At 64.9% G+C, this 24336-nt stretch carries 19 protein-coding genes; 14 read left to right on the top strand and 5 right to left on the bottom strand.

Annotated elements, in window-relative coordinates; genetic code table 11:
• Positions 1-17: 17 nt before the first annotated feature.
• The 5 genes from K3F49_RS13265 to hpaH are packed head-to-tail and all read right to left on the bottom strand — an operon-like array spanning position 18 to position 4671.
• The gene (locus tag K3F49_RS13265) at positions 18-887 is read right to left on the bottom strand and encodes a fumarylacetoacetate hydrolase family protein (protein WP_234681357.1); all 870 of its coding nucleotides are present in this window, start codon (positions 885-887) and stop codon (positions 18-20) included.
• A gap of 3 nt (positions 888-890) precedes the next feature.
• Entirely contained in the window at positions 891-1874 is a 984-nt protein-coding gene (gene hpaD / locus K3F49_RS13260) for a 3,4-dihydroxyphenylacetate 2,3-dioxygenase (protein ID WP_234681356.1), read from the bottom strand.
• A gap of 26 nt (positions 1875-1900) precedes the next feature.
• Positions 1901-3439 (bottom strand): 5-carboxymethyl-2-hydroxymuconate semialdehyde dehydrogenase, encoded by a 1539-nt coding sequence (hpaE, locus tag K3F49_RS13255; RefSeq protein ID WP_234681355.1) that lies wholly within the window; start codon positions 3437-3439, stop codon positions 1901-1903.
• Positions 3432-3830, bottom strand: coding sequence for a 5-carboxymethyl-2-hydroxymuconate Delta-isomerase (locus K3F49_RS13250; RefSeq protein WP_234681354.1), 399 nt, complete (start codon positions 3828-3830; stop codon positions 3432-3434). The genes hpaE and K3F49_RS13250 overlap by 8 nt, the downstream gene beginning before the upstream one ends.
• A 34-nt stretch (positions 3831-3864) precedes the next feature.
• Positions 3865-4671, bottom strand: a complete 807-nt coding sequence (gene hpaH, locus K3F49_RS13245) for a 2-oxo-hept-4-ene-1,7-dioate hydratase (RefSeq protein ID WP_234681353.1) — start codon at positions 4669-4671, stop codon at positions 3865-3867.
• Between the two features lie 112 nt (positions 4672-4783).
• Here hpaH and hpaR point away from each other — a divergent pair, with 112 nt between their 5' ends.
• The 14 genes from hpaR (at position 4784) to K3F49_RS13175 (ending at position 24246) form a co-directional block, all read left to right on the top strand.
• The gene (hpaR, locus tag K3F49_RS13240) at positions 4784-5302 is read left to right on the top strand and encodes a homoprotocatechuate degradation operon regulator HpaR (protein WP_234681352.1); all 519 of its coding nucleotides are present in this window, start codon (positions 4784-4786) and stop codon (positions 5300-5302) included.
• 306 nt (positions 5303-5608) lie between these two features.
• Positions 5609-6754, top strand: a complete 1146-nt coding sequence (locus K3F49_RS13235) for an ABC transporter substrate-binding protein (protein WP_234681351.1) — start codon at positions 5609-5611, stop codon at positions 6752-6754.
• 82 nt (positions 6755-6836) lie between these two features.
• Positions 6837-7709, top strand: coding sequence for a branched-chain amino acid ABC transporter permease (locus tag K3F49_RS13230; protein WP_234681350.1), 873 nt, complete (start codon positions 6837-6839; stop codon positions 7707-7709).
• Positions 7706-9484, top strand: coding sequence for a branched-chain amino acid ABC transporter ATP-binding protein/permease (locus K3F49_RS13225; RefSeq protein ID WP_234681349.1), 1779 nt, complete (start codon positions 7706-7708; stop codon positions 9482-9484). Before K3F49_RS13230 ends, K3F49_RS13225 begins: the two co-directional genes overlap by 4 nt.
• A complete protein-coding gene (locus tag K3F49_RS13220; protein WP_234681348.1) occupies positions 9484-10212 on the top strand; it encodes an ABC transporter ATP-binding protein in 729 nt (242 codons plus the stop codon). Before K3F49_RS13225 ends, K3F49_RS13220 begins: the two co-directional genes overlap by 1 nt.
• 258 nt (positions 10213-10470) lie before the next feature.
• Positions 10471-11247 carry an HpcH/HpaI aldolase family protein gene (locus tag K3F49_RS13215; RefSeq protein ID WP_234681347.1) on the top strand — a complete coding sequence of 259 codons (777 nt, stop codon included), beginning with the start codon at positions 10471-10473 and terminating at the stop codon, positions 11245-11247.
• Between the two features lie 172 nt (positions 11248-11419).
• The gene (locus K3F49_RS13210; RefSeq protein ID WP_234681346.1) at positions 11420-12943 is read left to right on the top strand and encodes a UxaA family hydrolase; all 1524 of its coding nucleotides are present in this window, start codon (positions 11420-11422) and stop codon (positions 12941-12943) included.
• A 105-nt stretch (positions 12944-13048) separates the two neighbouring features.
• On the top strand, positions 13049-16318 hold the full coding sequence (locus tag K3F49_RS13205; RefSeq protein WP_234681345.1) for a transglutaminase family protein: 3270 nt from the start codon (positions 13049-13051) through the stop codon (positions 16316-16318).
• 27 nt (positions 16319-16345) lie between these two features.
• On the top strand, positions 16346-18880 hold the full coding sequence (locus K3F49_RS13200) for a circularly permuted type 2 ATP-grasp protein (protein ID WP_234681344.1): 2535 nt from the start codon (positions 16346-16348) through the stop codon (positions 18878-18880).
• A complete protein-coding gene (locus K3F49_RS13195) occupies positions 18877-19755 on the top strand; it encodes a transglutaminase family protein (protein WP_234681343.1) in 879 nt (292 codons plus the stop codon). The genes K3F49_RS13200 and K3F49_RS13195 overlap by 4 nt, the downstream gene beginning before the upstream one ends.
• A 418-nt stretch (positions 19756-20173) precedes the next feature.
• Positions 20174-21001: a metal-dependent phosphohydrolase gene (locus tag K3F49_RS13190; protein ID WP_234681342.1), complete on the top strand. Its 828-nt coding sequence runs from the start codon at positions 20174-20176 to the stop codon at positions 20999-21001.
• Positions 21002-21074: 73 nt separating this feature from the next.
• Entirely contained in the window at positions 21075-21971 is an 897-nt protein-coding gene (locus tag K3F49_RS13185) for an alpha/beta fold hydrolase (protein WP_234681341.1), read from the top strand.
• Between the two features lie 66 nt (positions 21972-22037).
• On the top strand, positions 22038-23561 hold the full coding sequence (locus K3F49_RS13180) for an FAD-dependent oxidoreductase (RefSeq protein ID WP_234681340.1): 1524 nt from the start codon (positions 22038-22040) through the stop codon (positions 23559-23561).
• 109 nt (positions 23562-23670) lie between these two features.
• The gene (locus K3F49_RS13175) at positions 23671-24246 is read left to right on the top strand and encodes an HdeD family acid-resistance protein (protein WP_234681339.1); all 576 of its coding nucleotides are present in this window, start codon (positions 23671-23673) and stop codon (positions 24244-24246) included.
• The last annotated feature ends 90 nt before the right edge of the window (positions 24247-24336 follow it).

Raw genomic sequence — 24336 nt, 5'->3', positions numbered from 1 at the left:
TTATTCCACTTCGATTGTTAGGCTTCGTCGACGACACCGTTGCGTAAGGATCCGATGCCCTCGGCTGCGACCTCGATGACGTCACCAGGCTTCAGGTAACGCGGCGGATCGAACCGCGCACCGGCGCCGGTCGGCGTGCCCGTGACGATGATGTCGCCGGGAACCAGCGTCGCGAAGGTCGAGATATAGCTGATGAGATAGCGGAACGGAAACATCAGGCGGCTGGTACGGTCGTCCTGCCGCAGTTCGCCGTTGACATGCGTGGTGAGGCGGATGTCGGCGATCTGGGATTCCCTTGTGTAGGGTACGAGCCACGGCCCGAGGCTGCCGCTGGAATCGAAATTCTTGCCCTGCGTGACGTTGAATTTGGCGTGGCGCAGCCAGTCGCGCACCGAGCCTTCGTTGCAGAGCGTGAGCGCCGTGATGTGGTCGAGTGCGGCACTCTCCTTGATGTGCCGGCCGGGCTTGCCGATCACCAGCACGATCTCGCCCTCGTAGTCGAGCTGCGCGGATGCGCGCGGCCGCACCAGCGGCGTGTCGTGGCCGACGAAGGAACGGGGCGAGCGCATGAACATGCTCGGATATTTCGGCGCGTCCTGGCCGTCCTTGTACTCGGCATTGCGGTCGGGATAGTTGACGCCGATGCAGATGATCTTTTCCGGCGCCGGCACCGGCGGCAGCCAGGTGATCTCGCTGAGCGCATGAACTGGCGTGCGGCCAGCGGCCTCTTCGGCGAAGCTCACGAGCTTTCCGGCTGCGATGACTTCGCGCAACGTCGGATAGTCTTTTGCGTAGCGCGCGGAGAGATCGACGATGCCACCCTCCAGGACGGCGCCGTAGCGGGTTTCACCCTTCACGGAATAGGTGGCGAGGCGAGGGAGCTTCATTGCTTAATCCGCCACCAGCACATCGGCCACGAACTTTGGCTCACGCACGGCCTGCCCCGAGAACGGCGAGCCTTGCTCGAACCATGAGCGCGGCGCCGGCGCGCCCCACAGCGTCTGGCGGCGCGGATCGCGCAGCGACCAGCGCAGCGGCTCGTGGTCGTGATCGCCTGTAAAGTAATCGCTGGTGTAGAGCTCGAGGCGGTGCCCGTCAGGATCGCGGACGTAGAGGAAGAACGCGTTCGAGATGCCGTGGCGGCCGGGGCCGCGCTCGATGTTCTTCACAAAGCCTGCCGAGGCCATGACGTCACAGAGATGGATGATGTTCATCGCCGTTGGCGTCCAGTAGGCGAAGTGATGCAGCCGCGGGCCCTTGCCGTTGGTGATGGCGAAATCGTGGACGTTGCCCTTGCGATGCATCCAGGCGGCGGCGATGCGGCCGTTCGGCCCGTCTTCCTCGGCGTATTCGGTGAGGCGGAAACCCAGCCGCGCATAGAACTCGACGGTGTCCTGCACTTCGGCGGCGAAGACGTTGAAATGGTCGAGCCGCTGCGGGTGACAGCCCTTGTAGAGATCGAAGCGACGGAGCAGATGCGGCCGCCGGTCCATCGACGCATAGAGCTCGATCTGGAAGCCGAAGGGATCGGTGAATTGCAGCGTGCGGCCCTGGAACGGCTGATCAGTGAAAGCGTAGCCGAGGCCGTTCTCGGAGAGGAACTTTGCCGCCTTGTCGAGGTCTCCGTCGTTGCCGACCTTGAAGCCGAGCCTGTTACAGGCGGACACGGCGGCCTTGCGCAGCACCAGCGAGTGATGCTGGTGCTCTTCGGCCGCGCGCAGGTACACCACATTGTCGTCGGCGTCTTCGACATGCAGGCCGACGACGGTCTCGTAGAACGCGCGGCTCAGCTTCAGATCGGTCACGTCGAGCACGACATGGCTGGAGCGGATGATGTTGAACGGCGGCTCGAAGATGTGTTGCGGTACGGGCATTGCGTTTCCCCTCGGAACGACGAGCGTCAGATTCCCAGTTTCTGAATCTTGTGCGTGCCCCGCGCCAGCGAGACGTGCTTGGTTTCCATGTAGAAGTCGAACGAGTAATCGCCGCCGTCGCGGCCGATGCCTGAGGCCTTCATGCCGCCGAACGGGGTCGGCAGATGGCGGACGTTTTCCGAGTTCAGCCAGATCATGCCGGCCTCCAGCGCATCGGCAACACGCAAGGCGCGACCGACATCGTTGGTCCAGACATAGCCGGTCAGGCCATAGCGGATGTCGTTGGCGATCTCGATCGCCTCTGCCTCGTCCTTGAAGGGCAGCACGGTGAGGAAGGGACCGAACACCTCCTCCTGCGCCACGCGCATCTTGCTGCTCGCGCCGGTCACCAGCGTGGGCTCGACATAATGTCCGCCGCCCGGGCCGTCATAGGCCTTGCCGCCGACCGCGATCGTGGCGCCGTCCTGGCGTGCGACGTCGAAATAGGAGCAGACTTTTGCAAGGTGCCGCTCGTGGATCAGCGGCCCGATCTCGGTGGCGGGATCGAGGGGATGACCGACCCTGAGCGCCCTCACGCGCGCGGTCAGCTTCTCCACGAACTTTTCGGCAGTGCTCGCCTGGATCAGCAGGCGGCTCGACGAGGTGCAGCGCTCGCCGTTGAGCGAGTAGATCATGAACACCACCGCATCGAGGGCGCGGTCGAGATCGGCGTCGTCGAACACGATGACAGGGTTCTTGCCGCCGAGCTCGAAATGCACGCGCTTCAAGGTCGGTGCGCCCTGAACCATGATCGCGGAGCCCGTCGCGCTCTCTCCGACGAAGCCGATCGCCTTGATCGCGGGATGCTCGGTCAGCGCCTTGCCGGCCTCTTCGCCAAAGCCGTGCACGGTGTTGAGCACGCCGTCGGGAACGCCGGCTTCCTTGACGAGCTTGGACAGAATGGATGCCGTCACCGGCGACCATTCGGCCGGCTTGTGCACGACGGTGCAGCCGGCCGCCAGCGCGGGGGCGATCTTCCAGGTCGAGAGCATGAATGGCGTGTTCCACGGCGTGATCACGCCGACGGGGCCGATCGGCACGCGGGTCGAGACATTCCAGTGCTCGTCGCTCGGCGTGTTGAGGCCATCGCGTGCCTCCGCGCATTTGTCGGCGAAGAAGCGAAAGTTTTCGGCGGCGCGGATCGCGGCCTTGGCCATGAAGCGATAGGCTTGGCCGGTGTCGATGCATTCGAGCACTGCGATGTCTTCGGCATTGTCCTCGATCGCATCAGCCACCCGATGCAGCAGCTTCTTCCGCATCGCCGGTCCCATGTCGCGCCAGGACTTGAAGGCAAGCGCTGCAGCAGTGGCGGCAGCGTCGATGTCCTCGGCATTGCCGCGGGCAACGCTTGCGAGCGTCGCACCATCGACCGGCGACTTCGTCTCAAACCTCTCGCCGGCGATCGAGGGCACGATCTTGCCGTCGATCATGTGACCGATGCCGTCGGCGCCGAGCTTCTTCAGCAGAGGTGCTGCGCGATCGCGGTTGGCCTGGAAGACATCGGCTTTGGGCGTGGGCTTATCCATGGGCAGTCTCCACTTTCAGAGCTTCGTGGATGTTGTTGCGCTTCCAGCTGGTGTCCTTGTCATTGATCTGCATGTCGAACGACAAAGCGAACTTGCTGGCGGCGAAGACGGGATCGAGATGTTTTGACAACGCCTGGAACACATGCTCTCCGGCCTTCTGTCGCGTCGGAAGGTCGCGGCCCTCGCCGATGCGCAGCACCATGTCGAGAAAGCCGTAATCGTGCCTGGCATCGGCGACCGCATAATGCTCACACCTGACGGCGCGGACGCGGATGCCGCCGAGCGGGAAGATGCCAGTCTCGACCGCCGCCTTGCGCACGACTTCGCAGACGGCGGCAATGTCGAGACGGCTGTCGAGGTTGGCGGAATATTCGATCGTGAAATGCGGCATGGCGGTTTCACTCCCCGTGTATTCTTGTTGCTTTCTAAGCGAAGTAGCAGCTGACCGAGCCGTAGGCGCCATAATCGGCCTGAATTGTGTCGCCCTTGCGGGTCTCGATCGGACGGATGAAGGAGCCGGCCAGCACGACCTGACCCGGCTCGAGCGCGAGGCCGAGCGGCGCGATCTTGTTGGCGAGCCAGGCCACAGCAGTCGCGGGATGATTGAGCACGCCGGCGGCAAGGCCGGTCTCTTCGAGCTGACCGTTCTTGAAGCAGAGCGCGCCGATCCAGCGCAGGTCGGCGTCGAGCGGGCGGATCGGCCGCCCGCCGAGCACGATGCCGGCATTCGCGGCGTTGTCGGCGATGGTGTCGTAGATTTTGCGCGTGGCTTTGGTCTTGGGATCGACGCGTTCGATCCGTGTATCCAGAATCTCCAGCGCCGGAACCACGAAGTCGGTGGCGTTGAGCACGTCGAACATCGTGCAGTCCGGTCCCGCCAGCCGCTTGCTCATGACGAAGGCAAGCTCGGCCTCGACACGCGTGGCGATGAAGCGCTCGGTCGGAACGAGGCCGCCGTCGGCGAAGAACATGTCGTCGAGCAGCACGCCGGAATCCGGCTCGTTGATGTCAAGCGCGCTCTGCATCGCCTTCGACGTCAGTCCGATTTTGTGGCCTTTGACGAGGCGCCCTTCGGCGATCTTGATGTCGACCCACGCCTTCTGAATCGCGTAGGCATGGGCGATAGTGATGTCAGGGAAATCCTGCGAGAGCTGCCGGATCTGCACGCGGGTCTTCTCCGCCTGGTGCAGACGGTTCGCGCAAGCAAGGATATCGTCTTTGGAAAGCGCCATTGATGATCGGCCAAAATCGTGGTGCCCGGAAATACTTAACATGTTAAGTGAATCCGTCAAACTGAATCTGGGCTTGCTGCACTGCAAACTTTTTGCGGCTTGAAAGGGCGATATGGCGAAGAGACCGGCTGATCCCACCAACGGAAGCGCGACTGCCGCGCGCCAGGTGCCGATGCGCGATTTCTCGCGATCGCTGCCGATGTCGCTGCTGCGGGCACGCGAGGCTGTCATGCGGCAATTTCGCCCAGCGCTGCGCGAGCACGGCCTGACCGAGCAGCAATGGCGCATCCTGCGCGCGCTTGCGTCCATCGAGGCCGCCGAGGTCACGGAACTCGCGCGCACCGCGTTTCTCCTTGGGCCGAGCCTGTCGCGCATCCTGCGCGATCTCGAGGCGCGCAATTTGATCGAGCGCAAGACGGCGAAGACGGATCAGCGCCGCAGCATGGTCTCGATTTCGAAAGAGGGCGTGAAGCTGATGGCCTCCGTCGCGCCGTCGTCCGAGGCGATCTATGCCGAGATCACGGAGCGCTTCGGCGCGCGCAAGCTCGCCGAGTTGCAGGAGATGCTCGGAGAGTTGGAATTCTGCCTCGCTTCCGCGAATGCGCGTGACGAAGTCACGGACGATGCGTAGCGGCAAATTTGCATGATGACGTTCCTGCCACGCATGACTGTCATCATTGCATAGTGCGTGGGCAGCGTGCGTGACGTGAAATGCGGGAAAAGCCCGGAAAAAGTAGCTGAGAATAGATCGCCGTCGCAGGTGTTAATCATCTCTGGGACGCGCGCTCTCCGTAGTTAGTCGATGATCTCTCAATATCAATTTACTCACGCCGGGAGAGTCCGTAAGTAGCATCCGGCTCTGTATTCAGTGACAAAGCCAAGATAGCGCTAAGACCAAGAAGGGCCGACAAGGATGCCCGGCCCCAGGGAGGAATTTATGAGACTGACGAGACGCGATTTCGCTGCCGGAATTGCTGCCGGTGTTGCCGCGCCATACCTCATCAAGAGCGCAAATGCGCAGGGTGCCACCATCAAGATCGGCATGTGTGCGCCCGTCACGGGTCCCGCCGCCGAATCCGGCGGTTACGCCATCAAGGGCGCCAAGCTGGCGCTCGAAGCCGTCAACAAGGCCGGCGGTATCCTGGGAAAGCAGGGCGAGCTGATCGTCGAGGACGACCAGACCACCAATCCGGGCATCGTGCTTGCGTTCTCCAAACTCGCAGCACAGTCCGACATCGTCGGTTTCCTCGGCTCGATTCGTTCGACCCAGGTGCATGCGATGGCGCCTGACGTCATCAAGCTCGGCAAGCCCGTGATGATCGGTGGCACCGATCCGAACCTCACCCATATGGGCAATCAATGGCTGTTCCGCTGCCGTCCCAATGACAGCTATTCCGGTCGCGTCATCGCCGAATACGGCGTCAACACGCTTGGCAAGAAAAAGTGGGCCGTGCTGCACTCGACCGACGCCTTCGGCACCGCCGGCGGCAAGGCGCTGACGGCCGCGCTGGAAAAGCTCGGTGCCCCCTCGGTGCTCGACCAGGGCTACGCCAACCAGAGCCAGGATTTCACCCCGGTCGTGCTCGCCATCAAGCAGTCGGGCGCGGACATTCTCGGCTCCTACTTCACCTTCGAGAACGATCTCGGCATCTTCGCCCGCCAGCTCCGTCAGCTCGGCGTGAACATCCCGTGGGTCGGCTCGCCCTCGATCGTCAACATCACCGCGCTGAAGCTCGCCGGTCCCGCGCTCTACAACACCTATGGCGTGGCCGACTATGCTGAGGATTCCAGCGACGGCTCGAAGGCGTTCGGCAAGATCTACCGCGACACGGTCAAGGTCGCACCGGATAACCAGAGCTCCTGGACCTTCGATGCGATCAGCGTGCTGGCTCAGGCGATCAACAAGGCCGGCACGACCGATCCGACCAAGATCCGCGAAGCCATCCTCGCGATCAAGAAGTTCCCGGGCGCCGAGGGCGAATACAATTTCGACCAGAACGGCGACGGTCTCCACGGCTACAACATCGTGAAGAACGACAAGGGGAATATCGTCTTCGACAAGCACATCGAGTTCAACGACTGACGTCGAATCGACCTCCCCGGTTCCGGTCGGGGAGGTCGAAACGTCATCGGCGGACGAATCTGACCTCCAACAGAAGCTTGTCATGGATCTCGCCCTACAATTGCTCTTTACCGGCATCGGTATCGGCGCCGTCTACGCGCTTGTCGCGCTCGGCTTCGTGCTGATCTTCCGTGCCACCAACGTGGTGAATTTTGCCCAGGGCGAATTCTCCATGGTCGCGGCCTATCTGATGGTCGTCGCGGTCGAGGCCGGTCTGCCCTATTGGGCGGCGTTCATCGTCGCGCTGCTCGGCATGGCGCTGCTCGGCGTGGTCTTCAATCTCGGCGTCTATTATCCGCTGCGCCACCGCACCTATCTGCCCGTGATCATCGCCACCATCGGCGCCTCGATCCTGCTGGCGAACTCCGTGCTCGCGATCTACGGGCCGCAGCCGCAGGTGCTGCAGGGCTGGTTCGACACGCCCGGCATCCAGCTCGGACCGGTCTATCTCGACAGCCAGTACCTGCTGATCATCGGCGTCACCATCTGTCTCGTGATCTTCAATTTCTGGTTCTTCGAGAAGACGCTGCTCGGCAAGAAGCTGCAGGCGACCTCGCAGGACAAGGAGATGGCCTCGCTGCTCGGCATTTCCGTGTCGACCATGATCATGATCACCTTCATCTATTCCGCGGTACTCGGCGGCCTGGCCGGCATTCTGGTCGCCCCGGTGCTGTTCGTCTCGATCCAGATGGGCTCGACCATCGCGCTGAAGGCGTTCGCAGCCACCATTATCGGTGGCTTCGGCGACGTCGCCGGTGCCATCATCGGCGGTCTGGCGCTTGGCGTGATCGAGACGTTTGGCGCAGCCTATATCTCGGTGCCCTATAAGGACGGCTTCGCCTTCCTGGTGCTGATCGCCTTCCTGATCTTCCGGCCGCAGGGCATCTTCGGCGAACGCGTGGCGGAAAAAGCATGAGCGCCCCCAGCGACAACATGTCGATTCCGGCACCCGCCATCCACTCGAAGCCCTTGCTGGTTCGCCACCTGCCGTACTTCATCGGCGCGGCGATCCTGGTCGTGCTCGCGGCGACCCTGCGCTTCGACGGATACGTCCACAACATCCTGCTTCAGGCGACGACGTTCGCGATCGCGGTGTTCGGGCTCTCCGTCGTGCTCGGTCTGTGCGGCCAGATCAACCTGGCGCAGGCCGCGTTCTTCGGGCTCGGTGCCTATGCGGTCGGCATCGGTACGACGGACCTGCAAATCAGCTTCTGGCTGTGCCTCGTCGGCGGCTGCGTGATCTCGCTGCTTGCGGGCGCGCTCCTGGGCATGTCGACGCTGCGGCTCGGTGGTCACTATCTCGCCATGGTCACGATCTCGTTCCAGCAGATCGTCACGCTGGTCATGATCAACGCGATCTGGCTGACGCGCGGCCCCGACGGCGTCCCCAACATCAAGCGTCCGGAGCTGTTCCAGTCGTCGCAGAGCTATCTCGCCTTCTGTGTTGCGATGCTGGCGATCGTCGGCTATCTGGTCTGGCATCTCGCCGACACCAAGCTTGGCCGCGCCATGCGCGCGGTGCGCGACAACGAGCTTGCGGCCGGCGTCAACGGCATCGACGTTTTCCGCACCAAGATCTACGCGTTTGCGCTCTGTGCGCTGCTCGGTGGTCTAGCTGGCGGATTGTTCGCCGGCGGCTTTGCCTATGTCAGCCCGGATCAGTTCTCGTTCGCGGAATCGATCGTGTTCCTGACCATGTCGCTGCTCGGCGGCGTGGCCTCGCCGATCGGCTCTGCGATCGGCACAGGTCTGTTGATCCTGATCCCGGAATGGCTGCGCTTCCTCAAGAGCGTGCCGGGGCTTTACCTCGCGATCTACGGCCTGTTCGTGATCCTGATCATCCGCTTCATGCCCGATGGTATCTGGGGCTTTGTCGCGGATGGCTTCACGCGCTGGCGCGCCAAGATCAAGGCGCCGCCCGCAGCTGCCGCGCTGCAATTGAAGCCGGCGACGGTTGGCGGCGACACCGTGCTGGAAGTCACGGGCCTGTCGAAGCATTTCGGTGGCCTCAAGGCCGTCGACGGCGTCGACATCGCCGTGAAGCGCGGCGGCGTGCATGCGCTGATCGGGCCGAACGGCTCGGGCAAGACCACAACGCTCAACGTGCTCTCGGGGCTCTATGTCGCGACCGCCGGCAAGATCGTGCTCGACGGCACCGACATCACCCACATGCCGCCGCATCAGCGTACGGCGTCGGGCCTCGGCCGCACCTTCCAGAACATCCGCCTGTTCCGTTCGATGACGGCGCTGGAGAATGTCGAGATCGGCGCCGAGCGGCCCGGCAACACCATGGTCGGGAAGGGCGATGACGCGCTGACCGAGCGTGCGATGGAAGCGCTCACCTTCGTCGGCCTCGGCAGCCGCGCCAACGAGCTCATCTCGAGCTTCTCCTACGGCCATCAGCGCCTGATCGAGATCGCGCGTGCGCTGGCGTCGAACCCGACGCTGTTGCTGCTCGACGAGCCCGCGGCCGGCCTCAACTCGACCGAGAAGCTCGAGCTGCACGAGCTGCTCAAGCGCATCGCCGCGCAAGGGCTCACCATCCTGATCATCGATCACGATATGACGCTGGTCTCGGAAGCGGCCCAGCACATCACCGTGCTCAACTTCGGACGCCGCATCGCGGACGGCGAATCCATGGCCGTGCTTCGTCATCCCGACGTCGTCTCCGCCTATCTCGGGAGCGAATGATGCCGTTGCTCGAAATCCGCAATCTCGTGGTGCGCTACGGCGAGATCGAAGCGCTGCGCGGCGTGACCTGCGCCGTGGAGCAGGGCCAGGTGGTGACGCTGCTCGGGGCCAACGGCGCCGGCAAGTCGACGACCCTGCGCGCCATCTCCGGTCTCGCCAAGCCGACCTCCGGCGACATCCTGTTCGACGGCAAGTCGATCGCGGGCCTCGGCCCGGAGGCGATCGTCCGTATGGGCATCAGCCACGTGCCGGAAGGGCGCCGTGTGTTTCCGGGTCTCACGGTAAAAGAGAACATCATGCTCGGCGCCTCCAATCGCCGGGCCGCAACCTCGGAGATCTCGCGCGAGGCGGATGCGATGTTCGATCTGTTCCCTGACATCCGCAAATTCTCCAACGCGCTCGGCTGGACGCTGTCCGGCGGCCAGCTCCAGATGGTCGCGGTCGCGCGCGGCCTGATGGCCAAGCCGCGACTGTTGCTGCTGGACGAGCCGTCACTCGGGCTGGCGCCCGTCATCGTGCAGGCCGTGTTCAAGATCATCTCCGAGATCCGGCGCAACACGACCGTGCTGCTGGTCGAGCAGAATGCGCGCATGGGCTTGTCGGTGGCCGATTACGGCTACGTGCTCGAGACCGGACGTATCGTGCTCGGCGGCAAGCCCGACGAGCTCTGGGGCAATGAAGCGATCCGCGCCGCCTACCTCGGCGGCCATGCCAAGGTGAGTGCGTAGACGGAGGGTTCCGTCCAGGGGGCACGATCCGGGTTGGCATCCCCTTGCGGGATGGCACCCGGGCGGCGATAGTGTCGCCGCCCGCGAGGCCCGCACCCAATGGGCGACTGCATAGGTCTTACGTCATCGCGAGCGTAGCGCGGCGCCCCGGTTCGCGGTAACAGCGAGGGCGTGCCGTCGCGGCGCTCTGCGTGGTGACGACGGTCCAAACAACGCGGTCCAAAAAACACGGTCCAAACAACGAAGAAGGAAGGCAACGTGGCGAACAAGGTCAAGGAAATCTGGAAGTCGGGCAAGGCCGTGGTCAACGCGTGGCTCGCTATTCCCTCCGGCTTCTCGGCTGAGATGATCGCGCAATGCGGCTTCGACAGCGTCACCGTCGACATGCAGCACGGCGTGCAGGATTATCTCTCGATGGTGCAGTGCTTCCAGGCCATGGACAAGCATCCGGTCACCCCGATGGTCCGCGTGCCCTGGAACGAGCCCGGCATCATCGGCAAGGTGCTCGACGGCGGCGCCTATGGCGTGATCTGCCCGATGGTCAACACGCCGCAGGAAGCCAAGAACCTCGTCTCCTATTCGAAATATCCGCCGAAGGGCGTCCGCTCCAACGGTCCGATCCGCGCCGGGATGTACGGCACCGCGGGCTCCTATCAGAAGACCGCAAACGACGACATCGTGCTGCTGCCGATGATGGAGACCAAGACCGCGGTCGAGAACATGGAAGCGATCCTCGACGTCGAAGGCCTCAACGGCGTCTATATCGGCCCGTCCGATCTCGGCTTCTCTTACGGGCTCGAGCCCAAGCTCGATCGCACCGAGCCGGAAATCCTCGCGATCTACGACAAGATCATCAAGGAATGCGACAAGCGTGGGCTCTTCCCCGGCATCCATTGCAGCGGCGCCGAAGGTGCGGCGCGCGCCATCAACATGGGCTTCAAGCTGGTGACGCTCTCGAACGAGGTCGGCATGATGACCACCTACGCCAAGATGCAGGTCAACGCGACCCGCAAGGAGTCCGGCGGCAAGGCCTGATTGCTCTCTCTGTGTCCCGGACGCGATGCAGCGCGAAGCGGTGCATCGCAGAGCCGGGACCCAGAAGCTGGTGAAGTGCACTGACGTGATAACTCGGCCCCGGCTCAGCAGCGCACCGTTTCACGTTGCGCTGCGTCCGGGTCACGATACTTGAAGACCCAAGGAGATACCCATGACCATCAGCCCCGTCATCCGCCTGCACCCCGCTGATGGCGTGCTGATCGCGCGCGCGAGCCTGCCGCCGGGGACGGTGGTGGCTGACGGCGTGACCACGGTCGAACGCATTCCCTCCGGCCACAAGGTCGCGATCAAGCCGATCGCGGTGGGCGAGCCTGTCATCCGCTACGGCCAGATCATCGGCTTTGCCACCGCGCCGATCGCGCCGGGCCAGCACGTGCACGTGCAGAACATCGGCATGGGCGATTTCGCCAAGGACTACGCCTATTGCGCCGACGTCAAGCCGACGCCGAATTTCGACCTGCCGGCAACCTTCGAAGGCATCCGCCGCCCGGACGGCCGCGTCGCCACGCGCAACTATATCGGCATCCTCACCTCGGTGAATTGCAGCGCGCATGTCGCGGGCCTCGTCGCCGACGTCTTCAAGAAGAATCCTTTCACCGGCGACAATCCGCTGGCCGAATTTCCCAATGTCGACGGCGTGGTCGCGCTGACCCACAAGACCGGCTGCGGCATGACGCAGAACGAGCCCTTGGCGCTGCTCCGCCGCACGCTCGGCGGTTATGCGCGGCACGTCAACTTCTCGCACGTCATCGTGCTCGGGCTGGGCTGCGAGGTGAACCAGATCGGTGGGCTGATGGAGGAGCAGAAGCTCGCCGGCCGCCTGCGCGCGATGGACATCCAGGAGGTCGGCGGCACCCGCAAGACGGTCGAAGCCGGCATCGCCTTCGTGCGTGAAGCGCTCGCCGACTCCAACAAGGTGAAGCGCGAGTCCGTGCCGGCGAGCGAGCTCACCGTGGCGCTGCAATGCGGCGGCTCCGATGGCTATTCCGGCGTGTCGGCCAATCCGGCACTGGGTGCGGCCAGCGATCTCATCGTGCGTCACGGCGGCACCGTGATCCTGTCGGAGACGCCCGAGACCTACGGCGCCGAGCATCTCTTGACGCGCCGCGCCGTCAGCCGCGAGGTCGGCGAGAAGCTCGTCGATCTCATGCGCTGGTGGGACGAATACACCGAGCGCGAGGGCGCCGAGATGAACGCCAATCCGAGCCCCGGCAACAAGGCCGGCGGCCTCACCACCATCCTGGAAAAGTCACTCGGCGCGATGGCCAAGGCCGGCACCACCAATCTGGTCGACGTGCTGCGCTACGCCGAGCCCGTGACGAAGCGCGGCTTCGTGTTCATGGACACGCCCGGCTACGATCCGGTCGCGGCAACGGGGCAAGTCGCCGGCGGCGCCAACCTCGTCTGCTTCACCACCGGCCGCGGCAGCGTGTTCGGCTGCAAGCCCGCGCCGTCGATCAAGCTCGCCACCAACACGCCCATGTACAAGCGCATGGAAGAGGACATGGACGTCAATTGCGGCACCATCCTCGAAGGCGAGGAGAGCGTGCAGGAGTGCGGCCAGCGCATCTTCGATCTCATCCTGAAGACCGCATCCGGCCAGCCGACCAAGAGCGAAAGCTTTGATTTCGGCGGCGCCGAATTCGCGCCCTGGGTGCTTGGCGCGACGATGTGATTGAGCGAGCAGCCCGTGCCGTAGGCACGGTCTGCCCGTTGTTAATGCTTGATCGAGGTCACCAGCGGTGTTCTGCTCAAAAAAGCTGCTGGAGCACCGTACCCCGTGTCGATCTACGTCGCACTACATCACGTCACGCACTACAAATACGACCGCCCGATCGATCTCGGACCGCAGACCATCCGCCTGCGGCCGGCGCCGCATACGCGCACGCCGATCCTGAGCTATTCGCTCAAGGTCACCCCAGCCAATCATTTCGTGAACTGGCAGCAGGATCCGCAGGGCAACTGGCTCGCGCGCTACGTCTTTCCGGAGAAGACCACCGAGCTGAAATTCGAGGTCGACTTCACGACGCAGATGACCGTGGTCAACCCGTTCGACTTCTTCGTCGAACCCTACGCCGACGGCTTTCCGTTCGAATACCCGAAAGATCTCAAGACCGAGCTGGCGCCGTATCTGGAGACCATCAAGCCCGATCCCGCCTTCGCAAAATATCTCGCCTCGATCCCGCGCGAAGCGCCGAACACGGTCAACTTCCTGGTCGATCTCAATCGCGAGCTGCAGCAGAAGATCAACTACGTCATCCGCATGGAGCCCGGCGTGCAGACGCCGGAGGAGACGCTCACCTCCTGCGCCGGATCGTGCCGCGACTCCGCCTGGCTCCTGATCCAGACCTTCCGTCATCTCGGTCTCGCTGCGCGCTTCGTCTCCGGCTACCTGATCCAGATCCGCCCCGACATCGATCCGATCGAGGGACCGCCTGAGGTCGAGAACGACTTCACCGATCTGCACGCCTGGGCCGAGGTCTATCTGCCGGGCGCGGGCTGGATCGGTTTCGACGCGACCTCGGGCATGCTCGCAGGCGAGGGGCACATTCCCGTCGCTGCCACGCCGCATTATCGTTCGGCCGCGCCGATCTCCGGCGGCGCCGGCTTCGCCGAGGTCGAGTTCGCCTTCGACATGAGCGTCCGCCGCATCCGCGAGGCGCCGCGCATCACGAAGCCGTTCTCCGACGAATCCTGGGGGCGCCTCAACGATCTCGGCGAGCAGGTCGACGGCGATCTCGCTGCGCAAGATGTGCGGCTCACCATGGGCGGCGAGCCGACCTTCGTCTCGGTCGACGATCTCGAAGCGGCGGAGTGGAATACGGAAGCCGTCGGCCCGACCAAGCGCGCACTCGGCGACGATCTGATCCGCCGCTTGCGCAACCGCTTCGCGCCGGGCGGTCTGCTGCATTACGGCCAGGGCAAATGGTATCCGGGCGAGAGCCTGCCGCGTTGGGCCTTCGGTCTGTACTGGCGCAAGGACGGCGTGCCGATCTGGAAGAACGGCGATCTCGTCGCCAAGATCGAGAATCCCAAGCGCGCCATGACCGAGGACGCCGAGGATTTCATGGAGGGCACGGCGGCGCGGCTCGGGCTCGATCCCGGCTACATCATTCCGGCCTATGAGGACACCGCCTACTGGCTGCTGAAGGAGGCCGAGCTTCCCGTCAACGTCGATCCCTCCGACTCCAAATTGTCCAATCCGGAGGAACGCGCGCGCATGGCGCGCGTGTTCGATGAGGGCCTCCGCAAGCCACGCGGTTTCGTGCTGCCGGTGCAGCGCTGGAACGCGCCGCCGCGCTGGCGCAGCGAGCGCTGGCAACTCCGGCGCAATCATCTGTTCCTGATGCCGGGCGATTCCCCTCTCGGCCTGCGCCTGCCGATCGGCTCGCTCGGCTACGTCCCGCCCGGTGAATATCCCTACATCGTCGAGCAGGACCCGATGGAGGCGCGCGGCAAGCTGCCGGTGTTCACGCTCCCGGAGCGCCCGAAAGCGCCGCCGCGGGTTGCGCCCGAGAAGCTGAATATGTCCGTCCCCGTCCGCACGGCGCTGTCGATCGAGGTCCGCGACGGCGTGATCTGCGCTTTCATGCCGCCGGTCGAGCGTATCGAGGACTACCTCGAAATGATCGCGGCGGTCGAGGCCACGGCCGAGGAGATGCAGCTCCAGGTCCATGTCGAGGGCTATGCGCCGCCGTTCGATCCGCGCATCGAGGTCATCAAGGTGACGCCTGATCCCGGCGTCATCGAGGTCAACGTTCAGCCGGCCAAGAACTGGCGCGAGGCGGTCGACATCACCGTCGGGCTCTATGAGGATGCCGGCAAGATACGCCTCGGCGCCAACCGCTTCCTGGTCGACGGTCGCCACACCGGCACCGGCGGCGGCAATCACGTCGTCGTCGGCGGCTCCAGCCCGCAGGATTCGCCGTTCCTGCGCCGGCCCGATCTGCTCAAGAGCCTAGTGCTGTATTGGCAGCGGCATCCATCGCTGTCCTATTTCTTCTCCGGCCTCTTCATCGGCCCGACCAGCCAGGCGCCGCGCATCGACGAGGCGCGCCACGACAGCATCTACGAGCTCGAGATCGCGCTCTCGCACGTGCCGCCGCCGGGTTACCAGACGCCGCTGTGGCTGGTCGATCGCCTGTTCCGGCATCTGCTGGTCGATATCACCGGCAACACCCATCGCGCCGAGATCTGCATCGACAAGCTCTATTCACCTGATGGTCCGACAGGCCGGCTCGGGCTCGTCGAATTCCGCGCGCTCGAAATGCCGCCGGATCCGCGCATGTCGCTGGCGCAGCAGCTCCTGATCCGCGCGCTGATCGCAAAGTTCTGGCGCGAGCCGCAGCAAGGCAAGTTCGTGCGTTGGGGCACCGCGCTGCATGACCGCTTCATGCTGCCGCATTTTATCTGGGAAGATTTTCAGGACGTGCTCTCCGAGCTCAAGAGCTCCGGTTATCCGTTCGAGCCGGAATGGTATCTGGCCCAGCTCGAATTCCGCTTCCCCGCCTTTGGCCGCATCCATCATGGCGGCGTGACGCTGGAACTGCGCCAGGCATTGGAGCCCTGGCACGTGCTCGGCGAGGAGGGCTCGGCCGGCGGCACCGTACGCTATGTCGACTCGTCGGTCGAACGGCTGCAGGTCAAGGCGGAAGGTTTCATCGAGGGCCGCCACGTCGTCACCTGCAACGGCCGCCGCCTGCCGATGACGTCGACCGGACGCTCCGGGGAGGCCGTGGCCGGCGTCCGCTTCAAGGCCTGGCAGCCGGCCTCCGGCCTGCACCCGACCATTCCCGTCCACGCGCCCTTGACCTTCGACCTGATCGACACCTGGAACGGCCGCTCGCTCGGCGGCTGTGTCTATCACGTCGCTCACCCCGGCGGCCGCAGCTACGACACCAAGCCGGTCAACACCTATGAGGCCGAGGCGCGGCGGCTGGCGCGCTTCCAGGACCACGGCCATACGCCCGGTCCAATGCAGCCGCCGCCCGAGGAACGCACAAATGAATTCCCGCTGACCCTCGACTTGCGGACACCGCTCCTGCAATGAATATGATGGCGGGGCAGGGAGAGGCGCATGGGCGAGGGCGCAGCCGAACAGGACAAGGCGGGTAAGGCGCCAGGACAGCGCGAGAGCCAGCGCGACGGTCAGCGCCGCCTCGCGCAATGGGTCCGCGACTATCGCCGTCTTCCCGGCATCCCCGACGAGTTCCTGGGAGCCGACGGCGCTCCGCGCGCGGTCTGGAGCCGCTTCTTCGATGCCTTCGGCACGCTCGCGCCCGACGAGGTCGAGCGGCGCTTCGGCATGGCCGACCGCCATCTCCGTGAGGCCGGCGTCACCTACCGCGCCCCCGGCGACAGCGCCGACCGGCCATGGTCTCTCAGTCATCTGCCGCTGCTGATCGACGAGGCCGACTGGAAGCAGCTCTCCGCCGGCATCACCCAGCGCGCCGAGCTTTTGGAGCTCGTGCTGCGCGACATCTATGGCGAGGGCCGGCTGGTCGCGGAAGGCGCGCTGCCCGCGGGTGCGATCGCCGGCAGCCCCGAATATCTCCGTCCCGTCTGCGGCGTGCCGCCGCCGGGCGGGCGTTACCTCTCGCTCTACGCCGCCGACGTCGGCCGCGGGCCCGACGGCCGCTGGTGGGTGCTCGGCGATCGCACGCAGGCGCCGTCAGGCGCGGGCTATGCGCTGGAAAACCGCCTGGTGCTGTCGCGCGCCTTCTCCGATCTCTACAAGTCGATGAACGTGCCGCGCGTCGCGCCGTTCTTCGAAGCGTTTCGCGACTCGCTTCGCGCGCGTGCCGATCGCGACGAGCCGCGCATCGGCGTGCTCTCGCCCGGCAGCTTCAGCGAAACCTATTTCGAGCACGCGACGCTCGCGCGCTATCTCGGCTTCCTCCTGGTCGAGGGCGACGATCTCGCCGTCAGCGACAATCGCATTCACATCCGCACTGTTGCGGGCCTGAAGCGCCTCGACGTGCTGCTCCGCCGCGTCGATTCCAACTCGCTCGATCCGCTCGAGCTCGACGCCTCCTCGCATCTCGGCGTGCCCGGCCTGATCGACGTGCTGCGCAAGGACGGCGTCGTCGTCGCCAACATGCCCGGTTCGGGCGTCCTGGAGGCGAGGGCGCTGCTTGGTTTCCTGCCCGCACTCAGCCGTCGTCTGCTCGGCGAAGAGCTGAAGATGCCGCACATCGCCACCTGGTGGTGCGGGCAGAAGTCGGCGCGCGACGAGGTGTTGTCGCGGCTCGACGAAGTCGCGATCGAGGGCGCCTACCGGCGCGGCGTTCCCGGCTTCGAGCGCAACGGCCCGGTGCTGGCGAGCGAGCTCGACGCCGCCGGACGCCAGCGCCTGACCGACGCCATCAGCGCGCGCGGCATGGACTATGTCGGCCAGGAGGTGGTGCGCCTGTCCACCATGCCGGTGTGGGAGCAGGGGCAGATCACGCCGCGTCCCTTCGTGCTGCGCGTGTTTGCTGCCGCGACGCCGGACGGCTGGGCCATCATGCCCGGCGGCTTCTGCCGGATCGCCGAGCAGGCCGATGCGCGTGCGGTGTCGATGGGGGACGGCGCACGTTCCGCCGACGTCTGGGTGATCTCGGAGAAGAAGGTCGCCACCGCATCGCTGCTGCCGGCGACCGACAAGGTCCGCATTCGCCGCATCGCCGGCGTGCTGCCGAGCCGCGCCGCCGACAATCTGTTCTGGCTCGGCCGTTACCTCGAACGCGCCGAGGCGACACTGCGGCTGGTGCGCGCGTTGGGCTCGCCGAGCGGGCCCAACAAGGGCACCGCGGCCTCGTTGCAATCGGCCGAACGGATCCAGCGCCTGCTGGTGACCTGGGGCGCGATCTCGCAGACCTCGCGCGCGGCGCCGGGGCGCATCGTCGCCGAAGCGTTGCAGAGCGAGGCGCGTTTCGGCTCGGCGCTCTCGCTGGTGCGCTCGGCGCAGCGCACGGCGACCTCGCTGCGCGAGCGATTGTCGCCCGACGCCTGGCAGGTCATCACCGAGATGACCGATCGGCTCTCCTACGAGGTCGAGGACGACGACAGCGTGCTGAGCGCGGCCGAGCTGACCTTGCAGGAGCTTGCGAGCTTTGCAGGCCTTGCGCAGGAGAACATGAACCGCGCCGCCGGCTGGCGCTTCCTCGATATCGGCCGCCGCACCGAGCGCGCCATCAACACCGCGCGTTTTGCGCGACAGTTCGCCTATGACGAGGCCGGCGACGAGGACCTCGATATCCTGCTGACGCTGGTGGATTCCCAGATCACCTATCGCTCGCGCTATCTGCTGGCGCCGATCCTGGCGCCGGTGCGCGATCTTGCCGTGCTCGATCCCTACAATCCGCGTTCGGTGGCGTTCCAGGTGACGACCTTGAACGAGCATATCGCGGCGCTGCCAAGCCTGAAGGAGCACGGCCTGATCGAGCAGCCGCAGCGGCTTGCGGTGGCGGTGCAGTCCATGTTGGCCACGGCTGAGGCCGAGAAGCTCGAGGTCAAGACCTTGTTCGCGCTGGAGCAGGATCTGCTCAGCCTCGCCGAGGCCATCGGACTGCATTACTTCCCGCACGGTACCAATGCGAGCCGGCCGGAAAAGCTGACGGGGCTGGCGTGATCTACGACATAAGGCACGTCACCACTTACGAGTATGAGAGCCCGGTCAGCTTCGCGCGCTGCACGCTGCGGCTCGAGCCGAGGGACGGCCATGGCCAGGAGCTGATCTCGCACAAGATCGAGATCCGTCCGCGCCCGTCCGAGCGCAACGTCCGCCGCGATTTCTTCGGCACGCTGACAGAGAGCATCGTGATCGAGGCCGCGCATCGCAATCTACGCATCGACTCGCGCTCGCGCGTCTCCGTCGAGCGCAAGCCTCCGGCACGCAATGCCGCGAGCCCGCCTTGGGAGAGCATCCGCGACATCGCGTTTGAAGCGACCAGCCTCGGGCCGTCCTCGCCGGTCGGCTATGTCTTTGCGAGCCCGCTGGTGCCGGTGCTGCGTCCCGTCAGTGCCTATGCTGCCGAGAGCTTTGCGTCCGGCACGGGTATCCTCGCCGGCGCGGTCGATCTCATGCATCGCATCCGCGCCGAGTTTCGCTACGACCCCAAAGCCACCGTGATTTCGACGCCACTCAACGAGGTCTTCGACAAGCGCCATGGCGTCTGCCAGGATTTTGCTCATGTGATGATCGCGGGACTGCGCGGGCTCGGCCTGCCTGCGGCCTATGTCAGCGGATATCTGCGCACCGTTCCGCCCGCGGGGCAGCCGCGCCTGCAGGGCGCGGACGCTACGCATGCCTGGGTTTCGCTGTGGTGCGGCGCGGAGCTCGGCTGGATCGACTTCGATCCGACCAACGATCTCCTCGTTGCCAACGACCACGTCGTGCTGGCGGTCGGCCGCGACTTCTCCGATGTGTCTCCCGTGGACGGCATCATCGTCGGCTCGCCGAAGCAGAAGCTCGGCGTTGCCGTGGACGTGCTGCTGGTGGAGTGACCGTTGCGAGTCATTCCCGATCGCATCGGATCCGTACCTCCGCAGGATCAAGCTCGCGTTCCACGGGATGCTCTGACGCTTCGCGCGTGGGAATTGACGCCGCCGTCCGCAACGCGGTGCAGGCGCCTTGGCCCGATCGCGATGAGGACCCACCTCGCGCACCGTCCTCTCCATCAAAACGACGTTTGATGGTCGGCCATTGGCCGGGCTGGCGAGCCCCCGCACGGCCTGGCCGCCAGGTGCATCGAAACCTGACCGCAACCATGATGCGGCGCGGCGGCACAATATCATATTTACGTATTTTTGGTCCCGGATTTGGCCAGTCGCCCCAGATTGGGCTATGCTGAACCTGCGTCGAGGGCGAGTATGAGGCGTCAGGAGCTAGCGTGCGACACCACCGACAGACGGGGCTGCATCCATGATGACGTTACCGCGACTGGCGGCTGAGTCCCTGGAGAAGCTGCTCGGTACGTTTATGCGGCGCAGGTACGACGAAACGTCTGCGAGTATGGTCGAAAGCGCAACCCGCACGGCAATGGAATGCATCGGCAACAGCGATGCGCTCTACCACAACATCGAGCATACGATGCTGGTGACGCTGGCGGCGCAGGCCATCCTCAGTGGCCGAAGTCTTCATACTCATCTCTCGGCCGGGGACTACGTCCATATCCTGATCGCCTGCCTCGCCCACGATATCGGCTATGTCCGCGGTCTGTTCGAGGAGGATGATATTGACGGCTTCGTGGTCGATGCCGCCGACACCAAGATTTCGTTGCCGCGCGGTGCATCGGACGCCAGCCTGATGATGTATCACGTCGACCGCTCGAAGCTCTATGTGACGCGGCGACTGCGACATATTCCAGGGCTCGATCCCGAACGCATCGCCCGCGCCATCGAGGGGACGCGTTTCCCGGCCCGCCAGGGCCAGGAGTACGACGACGAAGCCTCGATCCTGCGCGCAGCCGACTTCATCGGGCAGCTCGGCGATCCCAACTATCTGCGCAAGGCCAATGCGCTTTATTACGAGTTCGAGGAAGTCGGGATGAACCGCCAACTCGGCTACGACTCGCCGGCCGACATCGTGAACCGTTATCCACAATTCTACTGGAACAGCGTCGCGCCGCACATCCAGAAGGAGATCAGCTATCTCAACAAGACCGAGATCGGCCGGCAGTGGATCGCCAATCTCTACAGCAACGTGTTCCGCGCCGAGCGCGAGATCTCGCTGTCCGGGCCGCAGAAATAGCGGCGTGCCCTTCTAGCCCGGATTGCGCTGCGCTCCGTTCAGGCTGCTGGAGCGCCCAACTCCGTGAGCAATCATGCAACAAAAAATCATCACCACGGACGTCCTCGATATCGCCTATCTCGACTACGGCGCGCCGGACGGCTGGCCCTGCATCATGGGCCACGGCTTTCCCTACGACGTGAACGCCTATGCCGAAGCCGCGCCGCTGATCGCGCAAGCCGGCGCGCGGGTGCTGCTGCCGTATTTGCGCGGCTATGGGCCGACGCGATTTCGCTTCGCCGCGACGTTGCGGTCCGGCGAGCAGGCGGCGCTCGGCGCCGATCTGCTCGCCTTCATGGATGCGCTTGGCATCCAGCACGCCGTCGTCGGCGGCTATGACTGGGGCGGGCGCGCGGCCTGCGTCGTTTCGGTGCTGTACCCCGAGCGCGTCGTCGGGCTCGTCTCCGGCAATTCCTACAACATCCAGAACATCGCCCGCTCCATGGAGCCGGCCTCGCCGCCCGAAGAAGCGGCGCTGTGGTACCAATATCTCTTCCATAACGAGCGCGGCCGCCGCGCGCTGGAGCGCAATCGCCGCGGCTTTGCCCGTCAACTCTGGGCGATGTGGTCGCCGACATGGCCGTTCGACGATGCGACCTTCGAGAAGAGCGCGGTGTCGTTTGACAACCCTGATTTCGTCGACGTCGTGATCCATTCCTATCGCCATCGCTACGCGCTGGTCGACGGCGATCCCGCCTATGCGGCGATCGAGGCGAAGCTTGCCCGGCAACCGCCGGTCCGCGTCCCCACGATTGCGATCGACGGCGACAGCGACGGCGTCAATGCCGGCACCGCGCATCATGCACGCAAGTTCGAGGGCTTTTTCGAGCGGCGCGTCTTCACCGGCGCCGGCCACAATCTGCCGCAGGAGCGGCCGGCCGAATGGGCGCAGGCGGTGATTGACGTGCGGAAAGCGGCCGCGAAACCCTGATTTTCGCGATCGCAGGAACTTTTCGCCGCCGCCGTCGTCCAATCCTGAGCTGCCAGGGAGATGACCATGACCGAGGAGAAAAAGCCAAGCGGCCCCGACCTGACCAAAGGCGTGTCGCTGAGCGAGTTCAGGGATAGCAAGCTGCTCGGGCATGTCGGCGAGGAAGACGTCCTGCTCGTACAGGCCGGCGGCGAGATCTTCGCGATCGAGCCCGAGTGCAGCCATTGGCACGGGCCGCTCGCCGAAGGGCTGGTGGTCGACGACACCATCCGCTGCCCCTGGCATCACGCCTGCTTCTCACTTCGCTCCGGCGAGGCGACGCGTCCGCCGGCACTCAGTACGCTGGCGCTGTGGGACGTGACGCGCGATCAGGACAAGTTCATCGTTCAGCATAAGCGCGAGGCGTCAAGACCAGCGGCGTCCCACCGCACCGCGCCGACACCGGAAAAATTCGTCATCGTCGGCGGCGGCGGCGCCGGTTTTGCCGCGGCCGAGATGCTCCGCCGCGAGGGCTTTGCCGGCAACATCACGATGCTCAGCAATGACGGCGCGATGCCGGCCGACCGGCCGAACCTGTCCAAGGATTATCTCGCCGGCAATGCGCCGGAGGAATATCTGCCGCTGCGGAGCGAGGATTACTATCAAGACGCCGGCATCGATCTCCGCCTCGACACCAACGTCGTGGCGATCGATCCGAAGACGCGCAGCGTGACGCTCGGCAATGGCGACAAGCTCCCGTTCGACCGGCTGCTGCTCGCCACCGGCGCGGAGCCCGTCAAGCTCCGGATCCCCGGCGCCGACCAGCCGCATGTCCACACCTTGCGCTCGGTTGCCGACAGCCGTGCCATCATCAAGGCCGCCGGCAGCGCCAGGCGCGCGCTGGTGATCGGTGCAAGCTTCATCGGCCTCGAAGTCGCGGCGTCGCTTCGCGCGCGCAAGCTCGAGGTCCACGTGGTGGCGCCGGAGGAGCGGCCGATGCAGAAGGTGCTCGGCCCCGAGATGGGCGATTTCATCCGCAAGCTTCACGAAGAGAACGGCGTCAATTTTCACCTGAAGGACACCGTAACGACGCTCGATGGCATGCGCGCCACGCTGAAGGGCGGAGCCGTGATCGAGTCCGATCTGGTCGTCGTCGGCATCGGCGTCAAGCCGCGCCTCGCGCTCGCCGAACAGGCCGGGCTCGCGGCCGACCGCGGCGTCAGCGTCAGCGAATATCTGGAGACCAGCGTCGCCGGAATCTTCGCGGCCGGCGACATCGCGCGCTGGCCCGATCCGCATTCGCGGCAAACCATCCGGGTCGAGCACTGGGTGGTGGCCGAGCGCCAGGGCCAGACCGCCGCGCGCAACATGATGGGCAAGCGCGAGCGCTTTGACGCGGTGCCGTTCTTCTGGAGCCAGCACTACGACGTGCCGATCAACTATGTCGGCCACGCCGAGAGCTACGACCACATCGAGATCGACGGCAGCATTGCCAAACGGGACTGCATGCTGCGGTACATCAAGGGCGGTCGCGCGCTGGCCGTCGCCTCGATCAACCGCGATCTCGACAATCTCAAGGCCGAGCTCGAGATGGAGCGCTCGCGCGCTTGATCTGCGTCAATGCTGGGGGCCGCCGGCGCTGTTGTGCTGGCTGTCGTCCCGGCACGATCGGTGCTATCCTGAGATGTGCCTTGGGGCCTCACATGCAGGAGTAGCCGTCATGACAAGCGCTTCGGATACGTCTCCCAACCTCGGCCTGGGCTCAGGCTTTGCCACGCTGCACGCCAAATGGGGCTGGATCGTCGCCCTCGGCGTCGTCTATCTCGTCACCGGCTTCATCGCGCTCGGCAGCATGATGATGGCCACGGTGGCGAGCGTGATCGTGGTCGGCGCGATGATGATCATCGCAGGGTTCACCGAGGTGATCGGTGCCTTCCAGATGAAGAGCTGGGGCAAGTTCGTGCTCTGGGCCCTGCTCGGCGCGCTCTACATCATCGCGGGCTTCCTGACCTTCGAAAACCCGCTGTTTGCAGCAGCGCTGCTGACCCTGTTCCTCGGCGCCTCGCTGCTTGCCTCCGGCGCTGTTCGGCTGTTCCTCGCCTTCAGCATGAAGCGCGAAAGCCCATGGGTCTGGGTGGCACTGTCGGCCGTCGTCACGCTGCTGCTCGGGCTGTTGATCCTGGCGCGCTGGCCGGTCAACAGCGTCTATATCCTCGGCCTGTTCCTCGGCATCGATCTCATCATGGCCGGTGCCGGCTGGATCAGCCTGGGCTTCAGCCTGCGCCGGCGGCATTGACCAGCAGCTCGACGCAAGACCATCCTGCGGAACTCCGCTGATCTGACGTGCTGACAAAAGGCAGCACGTCGCGCGGTCGCCTCGCGCGGA

The sequence above is a fragment of the Bradyrhizobium monzae genome (assembly GCF_021458635.1).
GTDB lineage: Bacteria > Pseudomonadota > Alphaproteobacteria > Rhizobiales > Xanthobacteraceae > Bradyrhizobium.
Note: the sequence above shows the minus strand (reverse complement) of the source record. Positions and strands in the feature narration are given on the sequence as shown.